Source organism: Vibrio sp. YT-17 (assembly GCF_033337375.1).
GTDB lineage: Bacteria > Pseudomonadota > Gammaproteobacteria > Enterobacterales > Vibrionaceae > Vibrio > Vibrio alginolyticus.
This window is the reverse complement of the sequence record NZ_JAWOQP010000005.1, coordinates 40,807-57,928: the sequence shown is the minus strand read 5'-3', so window position 1 is coordinate 57,928 and position 17,122 is coordinate 40,807. Positions and strand designations below refer to the sequence as shown.

11 protein-coding genes and 1 pseudogene are annotated in these 17,122 nt (G+C 46.7%); 7 read left to right on the top strand and 5 right to left on the bottom strand.

Annotated elements, in window-relative coordinates:
- Window positions 1-22: 22 nt before the first annotated feature.
- Window positions 23-774, bottom strand: a pseudogene (locus R7F67_RS06735) (RnfABCDGE type electron transport complex subunit D).
- A gap of 159 nt (window positions 775-933) precedes the next feature.
- On the opposite strand from R7F67_RS06735, the gene R7F67_RS06730 reads away from it, so the two are divergent.
- The 3 genes from R7F67_RS06730 (at window position 934) to R7F67_RS06720 (ending at window position 3,910) form a co-directional block, all read left to right on the top strand.
- Window positions 934-2,322 (top strand): cytochrome ubiquinol oxidase subunit I, encoded by a 1,389-nt coding sequence (locus tag R7F67_RS06730; protein ID WP_017635517.1) that lies wholly within the window; start codon window positions 934-936, stop codon window positions 2,320-2,322.
- Between the two features lie 10 nt (window positions 2,323-2,332).
- Window positions 2,333-3,331 (top strand): cytochrome d ubiquinol oxidase subunit II, encoded by a 999-nt coding sequence (gene cydB, locus R7F67_RS06725; protein WP_005374173.1) that lies wholly within the window; start codon window positions 2,333-2,335, stop codon window positions 3,329-3,331.
- 174 nt (window positions 3,332-3,505) lie between these two features.
- Complete coding sequence (locus R7F67_RS06720) at window positions 3,506-3,910, top strand: hypothetical protein (RefSeq protein ID WP_017635518.1); 405 nt, start codon at window positions 3,506-3,508, stop codon at window positions 3,908-3,910.
- Between the two features lie 47 nt (window positions 3,911-3,957).
- Here the strand turns inward: R7F67_RS06720 and lhgO are convergent, their stop codons facing one another.
- The 3 genes from lhgO to R7F67_RS06705 form a co-directional block, all read right to left on the bottom strand.
- Complete coding sequence (lhgO, locus tag R7F67_RS06715) at window positions 3,958-5,184, bottom strand: L-2-hydroxyglutarate oxidase (RefSeq protein ID WP_104046218.1); 1,227 nt, start codon at window positions 5,182-5,184, stop codon at window positions 3,958-3,960.
- Between the two features lie 8 nt (window positions 5,185-5,192).
- On the bottom strand, window positions 5,193-7,316 hold the full coding sequence (locus R7F67_RS06710; protein ID WP_104040461.1) for a TRAP transporter permease: 2,124 nt from the start codon (window positions 7,314-7,316) through the stop codon (window positions 5,193-5,195).
- An 88-nt stretch (window positions 7,317-7,404) separates the two neighbouring features.
- The gene (locus R7F67_RS06705) at window positions 7,405-8,415 is read right to left on the bottom strand and encodes a TAXI family TRAP transporter solute-binding subunit (protein ID WP_017635521.1); all 1,011 of its coding nucleotides are present in this window, start codon (window positions 8,413-8,415) and stop codon (window positions 7,405-7,407) included.
- Between the two features lie 837 nt (window positions 8,416-9,252).
- Between R7F67_RS06705 and brnQ the strand changes: the two genes are divergently transcribed.
- Entirely contained in the window at window positions 9,253-10,563 is a 1,311-nt protein-coding gene (gene brnQ, locus R7F67_RS06700) for a branched-chain amino acid transport system II carrier protein (RefSeq protein ID WP_005374201.1), read from the top strand.
- 103 nt (window positions 10,564-10,666) lie between these two features.
- Window positions 10,667-11,875 (top strand): GGDEF domain-containing protein, encoded by a 1,209-nt coding sequence (locus R7F67_RS06695; protein WP_005374203.1) that lies wholly within the window; start codon window positions 10,667-10,669, stop codon window positions 11,873-11,875.
- A gap of 43 nt (window positions 11,876-11,918) precedes the next feature.
- On the opposite strand, the gene R7F67_RS06690 is transcribed toward R7F67_RS06695, so the two are convergent.
- Entirely contained in the window at window positions 11,919-13,268 is a 1,350-nt protein-coding gene (locus R7F67_RS06690) for a sigma-54-dependent transcriptional regulator (RefSeq protein WP_053349389.1), read from the bottom strand.
- Between the two features lie 178 nt (window positions 13,269-13,446).
- Between R7F67_RS06690 and R7F67_RS06685 the strand changes: the two genes are divergently transcribed.
- Both R7F67_RS06685 and R7F67_RS06680 read left to right on the top strand, forming a co-directional pair.
- Entirely contained in the window at window positions 13,447-15,507 is a 2,061-nt protein-coding gene (locus R7F67_RS06685; protein ID WP_064369501.1) for a sensor histidine kinase, read from the top strand.
- 148 nt (window positions 15,508-15,655) lie between these two features.
- Window positions 15,656-17,047: a 6-phospho-beta-glucosidase gene (locus R7F67_RS06680; protein WP_318057110.1), complete on the top strand. Its 1,392-nt coding sequence runs from the start codon at window positions 15,656-15,658 to the stop codon at window positions 17,045-17,047.
- The last annotated feature ends 75 nt before the right edge of the window (window positions 17,048-17,122 follow it).

Sequence of the window (17,122 nt, the reverse complement as noted above, 5' to 3'; positions counted from 1 at the left end):
TTTCAGTGAGGTCACCCTCATTTTAAGAAGGTCTCGCCCTTTTCATTCTGCGTTTGATATTACTTTCTTTGACTAGGTAATCGAAAAGTGGCGCGAATAAGTTAGCAAATAGAATCGCTAACATGATGCCTTCTGGATAAGCCGGGTTCAGCACTCGGATAAAAATCGTCATCACGCCGATTAATAGTCCGTATGCCCATTTCCCGTTATTGGTAAAAGCTGCCGAGACAGGGTCTGTCGCCATGAAGAAGGTACCAAACGCAACCCCACCAATCACGAAGTGCCAGTAGAACGGCATGGAGAACATGGGGTTAGAGTCTGAACCGATCGCATTCAATAGTAATGAAGCTCCGATTAAACCGACCAACACGCCCGCAACAATTCTCCACGATGCAATCTTCATAAAGATGAGAACCAAGCCTGTTAGTGCGATCAACAACGTGGAGACTTCACCCATCGAGCCTGGTAAATTACCAACAAAAGCATCTCCCCATGAAATTGGCTCTCCCGTCATATTATTTATCAAAGCACTTTGCCCTCCTTCATACCATTGGCTAAGTGGAGTAGCGCCAGAGTAACCATCAGCCGCGACCCACACGGCACCACCGGACATGTTGGCAGGATAGGCAAAGTATAAGAACGCGCGCCCTGGTTTACCTTACCAGGCGTGTAAAAAATGGTTTCGACAGCTTCGAAAAGTGGGTAGAACTTGTGATACTTCCCACCTGGACCAAACTTAGGTGTCGCTTTCTCAAAGTAATGTTTAAGGCTCATAACGCTCCTCCTTTATCTAAAAGATGGTACGCACATGTGTAAAAAGCGATCGTTTTTTAATCTCTTCGTCTTCCTTCTTCGTATTTCACCTTGTTCGCCACTCTTCTGTCTCCTCTTTAAATCCGGCGAACAGTTTATCCAACGAAAAAGGGACCGCTCATGGACACACTCGCCATTGACCTAGCTAGATTCCAGTTTGCCTTTACTGTCTCTTTCCACATTATTTTTCCAGCTTTTACGATTGGTTTGGCAAGTTATCTCGCTGTATTAGAGGGCTTGTACTTAAAAACGGGCAACAAACAGTACATGCAAATCTATAAGTACTGGCTCAAAATCTTTGCCATCAGTTTTGGTATGGGTGTGGTGAGTGGCATCGTGTTGAGCTATCAATTCGGTACTAACTGGAGCGTGTTTGCCGACAAAACAGGCCCAATCCTGGGCCCGCTAATGGGTTATGAAGTTTTTACTGCGTTTTTCCTCGAAGCGGGGTTTTTAGGCGTGATGCTTTTCGGTATGGATAAGGTGGGTAAGAAGCTTCACTTCGCCGCGACTTGTATTGTTGCATTCGGGACGTTTTTGTCTGCGTTTTGGATACTTTCGGTTAATAGTTGGATGCAAACACCAGCGGGCTACAGTATCAACGAAGCCGGACAGTTTATCCCAGAAGACTGGTGGGCGATTGTCTTCAACCCTTCCTTCCCTTACCGGCTCGTTCATATGTTGCTCGCCGCTTACCTTACTACTGCCTTTGTTGTAGCCGGCGTTGCCGCTTATCACTTACTAAAAGCAAACCATAACCCTCTAGCCAGAATTATGTTCTCGATGGCAATGTGGATGGCTGCCATCGTGACACCAATTCAAATCGTTGCTGGAGACATGCATGGTTTAAACACCCTTGAACATCAACCCGCCAAAGTCGCCGCGATGGAAGGGCACTATGAGTCTCACCAAGGCGCGCCATTGATCCTCTTCGGTATCCCTAACGATGAAGAAAAACGCATGGAATACGCACTGGAAATCCCCAAACTCGGTAGTTTGATTTTAACTCATGACCTCAACGGTGAAGTGAAGGGATTAGATGCTTTTCCAGAGGAGGAACACCCTCCTGTCTCTATCGTTTTCTGGTCTTTCCGAGTCATGGTCGCGCTTGGTTTTGGCATGCTTGTTATTGGTTTGTGGAGCCTTTGGCTAAGAAAACGTCGCAAACTTTTTGATTCGAGGGCACTTCAACGTATTTGTGTGCTGTTTGCCCCAGCGGGGTTCATTGCAGTTTTAGCAGGCTGGATAACTACCGAAGTCGGTCGACAGCCTTACACCGTATACGGTCTTTTAACCACAGCCAATTCGGCATCGCCTATTGATGCCGCCGCGGTGAGCGTCTCCCTGACGGCGTTCATCGTGGTTTACTTTGTGGTTTTTGGAGCTGGCTTCTTCTATCTCCTACGCTTGATGCGCAAGTCTCCAACTCGATATGAAGAAGGTCTAGATAGCCGACTTCCTGATGGCACGAAAACCGATGCCATCACACACTCTAACCATCTAACCTAGGAGCTAACTCATGGATTACGCATTAATTTGGTACGCTTTGATTGGGCTCGCCGTTCTGATTTATGTCGTGTTAGATGGCTTTGATCTCGGTATTGGTATCCTATTCCTCAGCGCTAATGACGATGAAGAGCGCGACATGATGATGAACAGCATCGCTCCTGTTTGGGATGGGAATGAAACTTGGCTAGTTCTTGGCGGTGGTGGGCTTTTTGCCGTGTTCCCCCTCGCCTACGCGGTCATTATGCCAGCACTCTATGCTCCTCTGATTTTAATGCTGCTCGGATTAATTCTGCGCGGGGTTTCTTTTGAGTATCGCTTCCGAACACAACGCGGAAAGTTTTTATGGGATAGCGCTTTTTTCATTGGTTCACTCACCGCAGCATTGATGCAAGGCATTATGCTCGGAACCCTGCTCCAAGGTATAGAGGTTAGTGAACGAGCATACGCAGGTGGATGGTTTGATTGGCTTTCACCATTTAGCGTATTTTGTGGCTTGGCGCTTGTTTGTGCTTATATTCTGCTCGGTTCATGCTGGTTATTAATCAAGCTTCCAGAAGAGCTGATGGGGCGCTATTACGTGGTCGCGCGACGATGGGGGCTAGCGATGGTAGCCTGTATATTCATCGCCAGTTTGTGGCTGCCATTGAGCCAAAATATCGTATTTGAACGTTGGTTCTCATTACCAAACTCGCTACTGTTTTTCATTTTACCAATTATTGCAGCGGCACTTATTTGGCAGTTATTCAAAGCCTTACTCGACCACAAAGCCGTCCGAGCCTACGTTCTTGCGATCGGCCTGTTTCTTGTGTCCGCGATGGGTTTCGGTGTCAGTACATTCCCTTACTTGGTCCCATTCGCACTCACTTATCAAGACGTCGCCGCGCCAGACAAAAGTTTGGCATTTTTACTTGCCGGCGCGGTGGTATTACTTCCTCTGATCATAGCCTACACGGCTTATTCGTACTGGGTTTTCCGCGGCAAGATGAAACGTGGAGAAGGATATCACTGATGAAACTAAAACCCATTTTGTGGTTCATTGGCATTTGGCTGGTAAGCGTGGTCGCCTTGTTTATCATCAGTTCGTTGATACGAACTGCGATATTGTAGGCCCAGAGTCTACTGCACCACATCTGAAGCCATTGAGGTCTATACTCAAGCAAGAGTAAAACAACGGAGTGTTTTTATGACCTTAAAGCGGTTTCTGGTAACTTTGATTCCTTTGACGGTTCCACTGTTTTCACCAAATGCATTGGCCGTAGACAAGCAGATGTCATCCGCCATTAAAAGTAAAATGCGGTCTATTTGCTCCGCAACAGACGAGCAGGGCCGTTGGCGACTTGCCGAAGCAACTCCTGACGCCAGACGTTCACTTAACATGGTGCTTTATCAAATGAATGCCGATGATAAATTGAAAGCAATTCATGAGGTGAGAACGAAAATGGTCGGCGGCACCCATTATGCGTTTGAGTTCGAGTTGCAAGATGGTCAAGTCTGGAATGCAATTGTATTGCACAGTGCCCGAGGCGATTACATGATAGAAAGACACGCCAAGAAAGGTGAACTCTGCCCTAAAGATGGCAACTCCTAATTCCCAGATTCAAATACAATAAAGGCGACAGTTACGTCGCCTTTGTTTTATACCGTTTTCGCCTCTATCTTTTCATTCACTTTATCGCAAATGTACTCTCCAATAGGCATTGCAGATGTCGCTGCAGGAGAGGGGGCGTTGCAAACGTGTAAGCTTCTTGCGCTCTCGGCAAACAAGAAGTCATGAACCAAGGTTCCGTCGGATAACACTGCTTGCGCACGAATACCCGCAGGATATGGTTTGAGATCTTCTACCTTGATGCTTGGGCAATATTTGTTGACCAACTTGAGGTAGCCCGGCTTCCACCACGAGTTCTTAAACTCATCCAGTCCGGTTTTTAGATGCTTTTGTGTCACCTTCCAAAAGCCGGAGAAACTGAGCATTTGCATGGTATCTTGCAAGCTGAAGTTAACCTTGTCGTACCCTTCTCGCTTCCAGCCTTGCACGGCATTTGGACCTACGGTCACACTGCCATCAATCATGCGGGTCAGGTGGACGCCCAAGAATGGCAAGTCAGGGTCGGGAATTGGGTAAATAAGATGATTCACCACTTGGTCGTGTTTGCTATCTAAACGGTAGTATTCACCACGATAGGGGATGATTTGGAAATCGGTCGGAATAGACATCATCTTCGTCATGCGATCCGCCATCAAGCCGCTGCAAGTGACCAAGAATTTGGCATTGAGCTGCATGGTTTGCCCGTCTGAAATGCAGGTCAACTGAACTTCTTCGTCTTTCTCTTCGGCAGCCACCACTTTGGTTCTCAGACTGATTTGACCGCCGAGCTTTTTGAACTCTTCCGCCATCTGCTCCGTGACCAAACGATAATCGACAATACTGGTGGTTTTGACATAAATCGCGCCCAATCCCGTGATGTTTGGCTCAGCCAGCTTAAGTTGAACTTCATCGAGTAGCTTTACGTCGATGCCGTTGACATGGCAGCGCTCATAGAGGGCATTCATGCGTTCGACTTCTTGCTCATTGGTCGCAACCAGTAACTTGCCACAGTTCTCCACCGGAATATCGTGCTCAGCACAGAACGAAATGGTTCGCTCTACCCCACGCTTACAAAAATCGGCTTTTAAGCTGCCCGGTGCATAGTACACCCCGGCATGAATCACGCCGCTGTTGTGTCCGGTTTGGTGCTTGGCAAAACCGGACTCTTTCTCAACCAATAAAATGGATTTGTCTGGATGACGTTGCTGCAGTTGCCATGCCGTCGACACACCAACGATACCGCCACCAACAATGATGTAGTCATAGACTGATTTCATACGACCTCTTATAAAACCGATAGTTGAGATTGTTGCAATTTGAACTTGCGACCACTGTAAATGAACACCGCGATAAATACCGCGCAACTTGCCACACGAACCAACATTGGGATGTCGTGCCAAACCAACAATGTACCCACCACTACCAACAAGAGACGCGTCAGAATGTTTAGAGGGCCTTCCAAGTAGCCTTCAATCGCACCAATCAATGCATAGGTACCGATGATGGCAAAGAAGCCCACGGTAATCACTGACGTCACATCCCAACTGACTAAGCCTGTGTAGGCAATAAGTAATGGTACAAGATACAAACCCTTAGCGATTTTCCATGCCATCAAACCGGTACGCATTGGCGGTGTTTTTGCAATGGTTGCTGCTGCAAATGCGGTCAAACACACTGGAGGCGTAACGTTGCTGTCTTGCGATAACCAGAAGATGATGAGGTGAGCAGCTAGCAACGCCAAGCCTACCGCTTCCATACCCAAACTTTGCTCTAGTAGAGTTTCCATAAAGTCCGCAGGTACTAGCGCCACCATTTCTTTCGCGGTTTCCAACGCCATTGGCGCATTAAGCAGTTCCAACTTTTCTGGCGCCGCCAACATGAAGATGGCTTTTGCTTGTTCAGGCAATTGACCCGACACCATCAATTCAAGCAATTGGTTTTCCGCAATCAACTTGTAAAGCGCAGGGGCAGACAGTGTACCCAATACAATATACGCCGCTGTCACGGGTAAACCCATACCCAAAACAAGAGAAGCGAGCGCAATCAGAACGATCATGATGAACAAGTCACCATTCGCCCAACCATCGATCATCAATGAGAAGGTGTTGCCGATGCCTGTTGTACTGATCACGTTGATCACCAAACCAATACCCACCAGCAATACGGCAGTTGTCGCCATGTTTTTCGCGCCTTGCGAAAGTGCTTCGATGATCGCTTTTGGTCCCATCTTGTGATCTTTCGAGAACCAAGAAGCCACCACCACAGAAATGATCGACAAGCCCGCAGCGTAAGTCGGTGTAAAACCTTGAACCAACAAAGTAACCAACACCGCCAGAGGGATAAGGTTGTGCCAACCGCTGATCAACACTTTTAATAGAGACTCATCACTGGTCGTGATCTTCTGAACGCCGCTGCGTTTGGCTTCGATACGCACAAAGAACGCAACAGACAAGAAATAGATAAGAGCAGGAATGAAAGAAACCGCAATGATATCAACATAAGGAATTTGCGTGTAAGACGCCATGATGAAAGCACCCGCCCCCATCACTGGTGGCATCAACTGACCACCTGTTGACGCTGCAGCTTCAACCCCCGCAGCAAAGCGCGAAGGGAAACCTGCTTTTTGCATTAAAGGAATACTGATAACACCGGTAGAAACCGTATTTGCCACACTAGAGCCCGATACTGAGCCCATCAAACCGGAGCCAATCACCGCAATAAAACCCGGACCGCCGATGATTTTGCCAGCCGCAGCACGAGCCACATTGATGATGTAATCACCAACACCAGAGCGCACAAGAAACGCACCAAACAGAATGAACATGAATACGAAAGTCCAACTGATGCGCGAGATAGAACCAAACATGCCCTCGGAAGAATAGAAGCTACGGTAGAGCAAGGTTTCCATGCTCAAACCCGGGAAGTGGAAAATACCTGTTGCCCACTTACCCCAAAGCACAACGTAGCTCAGACACACCACAATCAGCACTGGAATAAACCAGCCCATGGTGCGTCGGATAAGCTCAATAACAATCAGGATTGCCATGATGGCGAAGACCCAATCGCTGGTCACGAACTTCACACCGCGTTCATATAGCGCATCTTCGGCATAGGGAATGTAGAGCAAACACGCGACCGCGCCCATGGCAATCAACACATCGATGCCGAGTGCAATCTTACTCTGCTTGAGAGAGATATGAGCCGGATACCAAAGCGCACAAATCACCGCAAAGCCAGCAAAGTGGGTCGCGGAAATCCATAACTCTGGTAACGTCGATAAGGTATTAAACCAAATGTGCAAAGCAGACAACACCACGCCAAACACTGTGATTGTGGTGGTTACCCACGGAAAATCAGTGCGCGTGGGCAGCTCAAACTTCTGCAATTCCTTTTCTATTGAGTCGCTCATCTCATACTCCAAGCTCTGGCGGCTTTTTCCATCTTAGAAATCGGTAGGGATAAAATGCCCCGAGCCGAAACTCGGGGCGAAGTTGGCGTTATTTCGCCATCAGGTCTGATGGGATTTCGATGCCCATTTCTTTGTAGTAACGCACCGCACCTGGGTGAAGAGGCACTGGCAAGCCAGCGATCGCTTTCTCAATCGCCATTGCTTTTGTTGCTTTGTGGATGCCTTGTAGGAAAGGCAGGTTCTCGTAGATCGCTTTGGTTAGCTGGTAAACGTCTTCTTCCGAGATATCTTCACGAACTGCCAAGAAGTTAGGCTGTGCAATGGTGGTGATCGGCTTATCTAGACCCGGGTACGTGTTCGCTGGGATCTCGTACTTCGTCCATAGGTTGTAATTGCCGTTCGCCTCTTTGATTTGTTCGTCAGTAAACGAAAGAATCGAAATGTCTTTACCCAACGCAGCAAAAGCTTGAGTGACCGCACCAACAGGTACACCCGCAGGCGTGTTCATGCCGTCAATGGTGCCGTTTTGAAGTGCGCTCGCACTGCCGCCGTAACCCATGTAAGCAAGATTGAATTTATCAGGATCTACTTTCAGACCTTTCATGATTTGGCGACCAGAGTTCTCAGTACCTGAGTTCTTCTTACCGATAGAGAACTTCTTGCCATCTAGGTTGTTCAGATCAGTCACTGTGCCCGTTTTTGCTAGGTCAGAGCGAACAATAAAGTGCTCAACGTTTTGCCAAAGCATAGAGACTGAGCGCAGTTGTTCTTGGCGACCGCTCTTCTCATAAGGACCTTCACCAGACCAAGCCCACGCACCGTAAAGACCTTGTAGAATCGCGAACTGTGCTTCGTTTTCATTCAGCAGTTTAACGTTTTCACCAGAGCCCGCAGAGCTGATTGCAGAAAGGGAGAAGTGGTGCTTTGGTGCCAACTTCACTTTGCTTAACGTCGCCAACGCTACGCCCACAGGGTAGTAAGTACCACCTGTCGATGCCGTTGCAAGAATATAGCTACGATCTTCTGCCGCAGCGTTAGCAGCAATACCAAAAGAAGTCACAGCGACAGCCAAAGCTTTTACCAGCTTATTCATTTTCATTATTACTCTCCGTGTAGTCGTTTCACCATTGGGGATTTACATCATGTTAAACCTTTATTAACAACACATTCCCTAGAGCAATTGAAATGCCAACTTTTAACCCTTTGTATTTATTGAACTAAGAGCTGAAAGACATCAAAAATGAGCAAAATCATGCTGATTTGATAGCAAAGTAATGAGCAAGATCTTGCTCATTTGAAGAGGAGAAGGTTGCACGCCTAGATCGCAAAAGGTTAATAAAATGTGATCAAGACAAAATAAATGCACGATTCACTAATAAGCAATATTTTGCCGATGCAATTTTGGATTGAATTGCAACTAATGAGCGTCTTAACAATAAGAAGAAAAAGCGCATCATTCTAAACTGCTCAATTTATCAGCTGAGGTTTATAGCCTAAACGACTACAAATAGCACAAAAATACAGCAAAGAAAGCCATGTTACAAAAATGAAAAGTCATTTATTCTAATTTTTAATTTAAAAAGCAGCTCGATCCACCAGTTCAGAAATAAACATTGACCGTATCAACTTATTTTCTACTTCGGGGTTGTGCCAATGGCCCTATGTTCGTTAGTGTAACAACACGCCAAGGCAAACGTATTCCTTGGTATTTTTTCGTCTTTAAGGATCACCCATGTCAGCAACTGCGCAATTACAATTCGCTTTAAAACGCCCATCTGGCGTTGCTGCTGCGATCCTCCTGCTCTCTCTGAAACTGATTCAGAGCTGACAGGCTATATCTAAACTTTCTGTCAGCTTGAGAAGAAGCTGACGGGAACACCACATACTCCTCCCATTCCTTTCAGTTTCTTCCAAGCGAAACATAAGAGGAATAACAATGTTAAGCGCACGCAATATCGCCGCTTTGGGCTTCATGACTTTCGCCATGTACTTAGGCGCGGGTAACCTGATCTTCCCTCCATTTTTGGGTTACCAAGCAGGTGAAAACTTTCTGAGCGGGATGTCTGGCTTCCTCTTGACGGGTGTAGGTCTGCCTGCGATGGCACTGGTGATGGTGGCTATCGTAAACGGTTCAGACAAATTAACCGCTGCCCTACCTAAACCTTTGGCGACCAGTTTTTGGGTGATGGTGTTTATCGTGATTGGCCCTGCGTTCGTGATCCCACGTGCAATTACCGTGGCTTACCAATTTAGCTTTGCGCCAATGTTTGGTGATGCAGCTTTGGTGCCTTTCACTATTGCCTTCTGTGCTATCACCATTCTATTTGCCCTATATCCGGGTAAATTGGTCGACAACCTAGGCAAGATCTTAACGCCTGCCTTGATGGCAATCTTGATCATCATGTCTGTGACGGCTTTGGTTTCTCCTGCAGGTGAGCTAACTGCCGCAACGGGACCATACCTATCTGGTGCATTTGCTGAAGGCTTAACCCAAGGTTACATGACCATGGATGCATTAGGTTCTATCGGTTTTGGTTGGATTATCTTCCGCGCGATTCGCAGCATGGGTGTGGATTGCCCGAAAGCCACCGCAAAATACACGCTAATCGCAGCTTTGATGTACGCGGTTGCCATGGCGTTTGTTTACATCTCATTGGCTTACATTGGCTCGACAAGCTCATACTTGGGTTCTGAGTTCAGCAATGGTGGCGACATTTTAACGGCATTCACCTTCAGCCACTTCGGCGCGTTTGGTTCACTACTACTAGGTGCCGTGATGGTATTGGCGTGTTTGACTACTGCTATCGGCGTAACCACCGCAGGCAGTGAGTTCTACGACAACACTTTCAGCAAAGTGAACTACAAAGGCTGCGTTATCACGACCATGGTATTGGCTGGTTTGATCGCCAACGTAGGTCTAGAGCAACTATTGGCTATCACATTGCCAGCGGTTGTGGCGCTTCACCCAGTCGCGATTGCGTTGATGATCATGGCACCAGTGCGCAACAAGATGTCGCAAATCATGGTGGTAGCAACCGCATTCACTGCTCTAACGTTTGGTTGTGTTGATGCGCTGCACATCCTAGGTTACATGCCAAGTTCCACTGATGAGTGGATGGGTAATTACATGCCTCTGTACAATGACTTTGCTAGCTGGATTGTGCCTAGCGTATTTATGATGATTGTTGGTCTGCTGTTTACGACGAAAACCAACCAAACCGAACAATTCGAGCTGGTGAATGAATAGCCGTTTAACATAAGACATCGCTCAATAAGTGCGTTACTATGTAGCTCGCTTATTGATATCAGGCAAAGGAGTTGCCTGAATGAAAGATTGATATGGGTCGCCTATGGATAATCAGTATCTAGACATCAGAACACTGAACTTTATCGTTATTCTGTTCTCTTGCATTTACTCTATTAGTCTGCTTTGTTATCAATACACTCAGGGTAGAGTCAAAGGCTTAAAAACCTTCTCGATATCACTACTGTTTATTGGTTTAGGCCCTTTTTTACTTGGCTTTAGAGGCTCTGCGCCAGACTGGCTGACCATCGTCATAGCCAACACTCTCATATTAGTCGGCTTCTTGCTTACGCTATATAGCGTAAGCATTTTTCGTCAATACCCTTTAAAATTGGCTCACTGTCTTACCTTGTTAACACCTGTTTTCAGTGGTTCATTTTACTATTTCACCTTCCATGACCCTTCTATCAAAAGCCGCATTATTTATCTGAGCATGTATATTTGTATCGTCACCTTCTTTAGTGGTGTCGCCATGCTTAAAGGTACCCAAAAGGACTTAAAGCTCCCTGTTAAAGCAATGGCTTACTCTTTCTTTGGATTTAGTTTTTTTATGGGATTTAGGGCGCTTTGGAGTACTTTTTCAGGTGAGTTACCAAGCTTTATGGTCGCAGGCCTTATCCATCAGCTGACGTTCTTATTTAGCATCTGCCTGATCGTTGCTTTGAGCTTTAGTATGCTGTGGTTAATTAACGGACGCTTGGTGCAATCCATTAATGATCTCTCTCATTTAGATGCACTCACAGGGCTATATAATCGTCGAGCCATGGAAGAAATCGTTCCAAACTTGGTTAGTAAAGCACATAAAAAAAGCCAAGCAATCAGCATTATTATGACTGATGTCGACAAGTTCAAAGCGATTAATGATCACTATGGTCACACGGTTGGCGACTCCGTCATGGCAACGATCTCCACTATTTTTAAAAAGCATCTTCCTGAGTCCGCCTGCATTGTGCGATTTGGTGGTGACGAGTTCATGATTGTTTTGCTCGAAAAAGCACAGCAAGCCAAAATTGTCGCAGAGCAAATTCGCCTTGCGGTCGAAACTGAAACCGCTTTGCAATCATTTAAAACTGAAGTGACCATGAGCTTTGGTATCAGTCAGTTATCTGAGGGGCAATCACTTCAAGAGGCGCTTGCTGAAGCAGACGAAGCGCTATATAGCTCTAAACATACTGGAAGGAACCTCGTTACCTTGTTTGGAGAAGGTAAAGACCTAAATTATAAGTTTGTCCCAGCTCCAGCCAAAAGCGCATAACGTGTTTGTTATGCCAGTAATTTCGAATTAGCTAGAAATCGCACTAAGTATAGTCGGAGCGATTCAAACCAAACTTCTGCATCTTTTGGTTAAGGGTTCGACGTGGTAAATCCAACTCCTGCATCACCTCATTGATGCGTCCATGATGCCTGACTAAAGAATCATGTAGCACCTTACGTTCAAAGTTATGTAGCTGAATCGCCAACGGCACGCCCGCATGCGTCTCTTCGGTTGTTGAGGATGGTCGACTAGAGAGAATTTCCATCACGGAGACGGTTTCATCCAATGCAAAACGCATCGCTACATTCCTAAGCTCACGTACGTTACCGGGCCAAGAGTAAGCAAGAATGGCCTTTCTATCGGCTTCACTCAGCAGACGACTCTCAGGATTACTTTTCAGAGCAAAGTGTTCGAACAAGATCAACGCATCTTCTTCTCGCTCACGTAGCGGTGGCAAATAGATCTGCGCCACATTAAGACGATAGTACAAATCCTGACGAAACTCGTCATGATCATTGAGATCTTCTTTCGCGGCGGCGATCACTCTCAAATCAACTGAGATCTGTTGGTTGCCCCCAACGCGCTCTACCGTATGTTCCTGTAATGAACGCAACACTTTCACCTGCATGGACAGCGGCATACTCTCGATTTCATCAAAGAATAAAGTGCCTTTATCCGCGTATTCCAACTTACCAATGCGCTTTTTACCCGCTCCGGTAAATGCCCCTGCTTCATGCCCAAACAGCTCACTTTCAAACAGGTTCTCAGGAATAGCGCCACAGTTGATTGGCACAAAATGATAGGATCTGCGTTGGCTTTCATTATGCAAACTGGTCGCCACCAGCTCTTTACCACAACCTGTTTCGCCGTAAATGATCACGTTAGTATCAATGCGTGCTAACTTGGCTACTTGTTCTCTAAGCTGTTGCATCACTCGGCTTCGCCCAATCAACACCTCTTCTAAGCCGCTAACGCTAGATAGGTACTCTTGGCGATCTTGAGTAGACGTTTGTGCGCGATAGCTCTCGACCGCTTCGGTTACTCGTTGGGATAAACGCTCAGGTTGGAAAGGTTTCTCAATAAAATCGAACGCACCGTTTTGTAACGCCCCTACTGCCATATCGACGTCACCATGTCCGGTGATCAAGATAACTGGCGTTGGGACGTGATTGGCAATCAGGCTTTCTAGTATCGACAAACCATCGGTGTCTGGCAGGCGAACGTCACTGACAATCGCATCAAATTCTTGGCTCAGAATGGCCGCTTTGCCCTCTTCGCCTAAACTGAATGAGGTCACATCGAACCCCGCCAGTTGCAGCCATTGGCTGGTAGCCTGACGAACAATGTCATCGTCTTCGATAAGTGCAATTTTAGGGATGTCGTCAAAAGCCATGAGTTACTGCCTGCTTTGTGGGGTGGGAAAGAAATCGATCTTTATTAACGGTAGCAAAAACCACTGAGGAGAAAAGGAGCTAGATCTCACTTCTTGCTTACAAGTCTTTAACATCCAACCAGTTAGGCGCACTCTTTAATGACTGTTGGTGAGAACGCACTAGCTGAATGGAGTCGGTATGCAGCGCAAAAGGAATGGCAAAACATGGCTTGTGGTCGCAATTGCGGCAGTGCTGATGTTGTCTTGCTATAGCGCCAGCAGAGAGGTTGCCCGTCAGTGGTTGAGTGTACAAACTCAAACCGAAGCTCAACAAAAACTACTCGACTATATTGGTGAAGTTCGCCGTGCACTCAAACGCTTCTACCACTTACCTTACCTCGTAACCAATAACCCAGAAACCATCGCGTTTGTGAAAGGGAATCTGACTTATTACGAGCCATTGCAAACCCAACTGACTCAGCTAGATAAAGCCGCCAATACGGAAGGTTGGCTAATCCTGTCTAACTCTGGCGAAGTATTGGTCTCGAGTTTAATCGAAGAGCGCTTTAGCCTGTCTGACCGCAAAGCCATTGTGGAACAAATTCACAACCAAGGCGGCGGTGTTTCCTTGGTGAACAAAACCAAAGGTTCGAGCCCATTGTATTATCTTGCAGCCCCTATCTACGATGGTCTGGATATCGCTGGCATTGTGGTGGTGCAAATCAACCTTAGCTTGTTGACCGAACAGACCATTACTAGCCAAGACATCATCACGTTGCAGAATCGTCAACAACGCTTTTTCCTATCGAGTAGCGCGCTTTATAACGCTGACTGGTTTAACGAACCGAGCAACACCGTTCAGTTAGAAACGCAACGCTTATACGACAACACCAATATCAGTGTGTGGACGCTCAACCAGCAACGCTATTTTGCGCACACCGTTAAATTGGATGATTTGAATTGGTACGTAAGCTACCTCACCCCTTCTAAGCCGATTCAACAAACCATCAACGTGATTGGTTGGAGCGTCGCTGTGTTGCTCTTATTGGTTGTATTACTCGTCATCATTGGTCTACAACGTCGCCAAAAGCACATCAACCAACAACGAATTCAAGCCCTGTTGGAAGAGTCCCAACGCCGCTTGAAACAGATGATCAATAAGACCCACGTTGGTTTGCTATTGATTGATGAACAAGGTCAACTGTTCGATCTCAACCCAATGGCGAAGCGTTTGTTCTGTTTACCAGAAAGCGTCAATCGACACGCTTTTGCTTGGGAGTTATTCGATGCAGGCAATCCCAATTCCACCACACTTAAGCTACTGAAAGACTTACCTAAACATAAAGAGCTCGCAGAGATCAGCACGGTCGAAACCATTGCCAGACGCAGTGACGGAAGCGTCTTCCCTGTCCTGTTCTCGCTAACCAGTTTCCCTTGGCATGGCGAGCAGTATTTCCTTGCAACGATCATCGACATCAGCAAGCGGAAAAAAGCCGAACAGTCACTGCAACAGGTCAACCAAGAACTGGCACAGCGAGTAGAAGAGCGAACTCAAGCGCTAAAAGAAGCACAAAGCCAGTTGATTGAATCGAGCAAAATGGCCGCTTTGGGTCGCATGTCGAGCGCGATCACTCATGAGCTCAATCAGCCACTAACAGGTTTGCGAACCCTGCTCACTACAAACGAGCTGCTAGCGGAACGTGGCGAAACCGAGATGATGAAAGCCAACAATGTTTTGGTACAGAAGCTGATTGATCGTATGGCAAGCATGACCAGTCAGTTAAAGACGTTCGCCTACAACAAACCAGAAAGCTTACAGGCAATTTCTCTCACCTCTGCACTCGAAGAGACCTTACGCGTTTATCAAACCCAATTAGACAAAGTGGATGTACGTGTTCGAGTTCCTCATGACTTACCTAACGTCATGGGTGAAGAACAACGACTGCTTCAGGTACTCGGTAATCTTGTCTCGAATGCGCTAGACGCAATGAACAACACCACCAACCCGCAGCTCAACTTGATCGTCAATCCAACTGTTAATCAGGTCGAACTGATCGTCAGTGACAATGGCTGTGGCGTGTCGAATGAGATGCTTGAATCCATGTTCGAACCCTTCCAAACCTCAAAGAAAATTGGTGAAGGATTGGGGCTGGGTTTAGCGATTACGGCCAACAATATGCGTGATATGAACGGACAAATTACCGTGCATAAGAATGAACAAAATGGGCTGACTTTCACTCTATTGTTCAAATCAGCCTAGGTTGATATTGATTACAAAATCATCATTAGAACTAAGCATCCCCGCTGTTTGAGAAAAATACGATCTCGATACAAGTATCGAGGTGTCTCCTACACTATTCTCAAGCAATAAATCCACAAACATTTCCTAAATATAAAGAGTGAGAAACATGATTAAGTTTCCTGAACATTTTCTTTGGGGTGGTGCCATTGCTGCAAACCAAGTAGAAGGGGCGTACAACCTTGGGGGTAAAGGGTTATCGACATCAGACATGCTGCCAAACGGTATTTTGAGTCCGTATCAAACCCGTGAAGAACGTACACCGGGTATCAAAGATGTGGCGATCGACTTCTACAATCGCTACCCAGAAGACATCGCGCTATTCAAGGAGATGGGCTTTAACTGTCTGCGCCTATCTTTAGCATGGAGCCGCATCTTCCCGAACGGTGACGAGCTAGAACCTAATGAAGAAGGTTTGGCGTTCTACGATAAAATTTTTGACGAACTTGCCGAGCATAACATCCAACCTTTCGTGACATTATCTCACTACGAAATGCCTTACGCACTGGTCGAGAACTACGGTGGTTGGGGCGATCGTCGCGTCATCGATTTCTTCGAACGTTATGCTCGCACTGTGCTGGAACGCTACAAAGACAAAGTGAAGCTGTGGTTAACGTTCAACGAAATCAACATGTCACTGCACGCACCATTTACTGGTGTTGGTTTGCAAGAAGACGCCAGTGAACAAGAGATTTACCAAGCGATTCACCACCAACTAGTCGCCAACGCAAAAGCGGTAAAACTGTGTCAGCAAATCGTACCAAACGGCAAGATTGGTAACATGCTGCTTGGCGCAATCAACTACCCATATACCTGTAACCCTGATGACGTGCTTGCTGCAATGCATGAAAACAACAAGTGGTTGTTCTTCGGTGATGTGCAAACACGTGGTCAGTACCCTGGCTACATGAAGCGTTACTTCCGCGAAAACGGCATTGAAATTCAGATGGAAGCAGGCGACTTAGAAGAAATTGCGTCTGCGAGTGTCGACTTCATCTCATTCAGCTACTACGCAAGTGGCTGTGCTAGCGCGGATCCGAAACAGAAAGAAGTGGGTAACATCGTCGATAGCGTACCAAACCCATATCTTGAAAAGAGCCAATGGGGCTGGCTGATCGATCCAAAAGGTCTTCGCGTTCTGCTGAACTTCCTTCACGATCGCTACCAAAAGCCACTGTTCGTCGTAGAAAATGGCTTAGGCGCGCGTGATGAAATCGATGAAAACGGTGAGATTCAGGATGATTACCGCATCGCTTACTTGAACGACCACCTTGTGCAAGCACACGAAGCGATTCTTGATGGCGTTGAGCTGATGGGCTTCACCAGTTGGGGACCAATCGATTTGGTCGCGAACTCAACCGCTGAGATGAGCAAACGTTACGGCTTTATCTATGTCGATCGTCATGATGATGGGCAAGGAACGCTAGAACGTAAACGCAAGAAAAGCTTTTTCTGGTATCAAGACGTGATTCGTACTTCAGGCGGTTCATTGAAAAGATAAGCCTGTTGTCTAGGTATAAAGTGCAACTAGGCATTCGCCTAAACCATCAAGCCCTGCAATTGCAGGGCTTGAATT

Bases quoted from the DNA above. Each gene is read 5' to 3' on its own strand.
- R7F67_RS06695 (WP_005374203.1), top strand. From the start codon at position 10,667: ATGGATAATCAGTATCTAGACATCAGAACACTGAACTTTATCGTTATT.
- R7F67_RS06730 (WP_017635517.1), top strand. From the start codon at position 934: ATGGACACACTCGCCATTGACCTAGCTAGATTCCAGTTTGCCTTTACT.
- R7F67_RS06705 (WP_017635521.1), bottom strand. From the start codon at position 8,415: ATGAAAATGAATAAGCTGGTAAAAGCTTTGGCTGTCGCTGTGACTTCT.
- lhgO (WP_104046218.1), bottom strand. From the start codon at position 5,184: ATGAAATCAGTCTATGACTACATCATTGTTGGTGGCGGTATCGTTGGT.
- R7F67_RS06685 (WP_064369501.1), top strand. From the start codon at position 13,447: ATGCAGCGCAAAAGGAATGGCAAAACATGGCTTGTGGTCGCAATTGCG.
- R7F67_RS06690 (WP_053349389.1), bottom strand. From the start codon at position 13,268: ATGGCTTTTGACGACATCCCTAAAATTGCACTTATCGAAGACGATGAC.
- R7F67_RS06720 (WP_017635518.1), top strand. From the start codon at position 3,506: ATGACCTTAAAGCGGTTTCTGGTAACTTTGATTCCTTTGACGGTTCCA.
- brnQ (WP_005374201.1), top strand. From the start codon at position 9,253: ATGTTAAGCGCACGCAATATCGCCGCTTTGGGCTTCATGACTTTCGCC.
- cydB (WP_005374173.1), top strand. From the start codon at position 2,333: ATGGATTACGCATTAATTTGGTACGCTTTGATTGGGCTCGCCGTTCTG.
- R7F67_RS06680 (WP_318057110.1), top strand. From the start codon at position 15,656: ATGATTAAGTTTCCTGAACATTTTCTTTGGGGTGGTGCCATTGCTGCA.
- R7F67_RS06710 (WP_104040461.1), bottom strand. From the start codon at position 7,316: ATGAGCGACTCAATAGAAAAGGAATTGCAGAAGTTTGAGCTGCCCACG.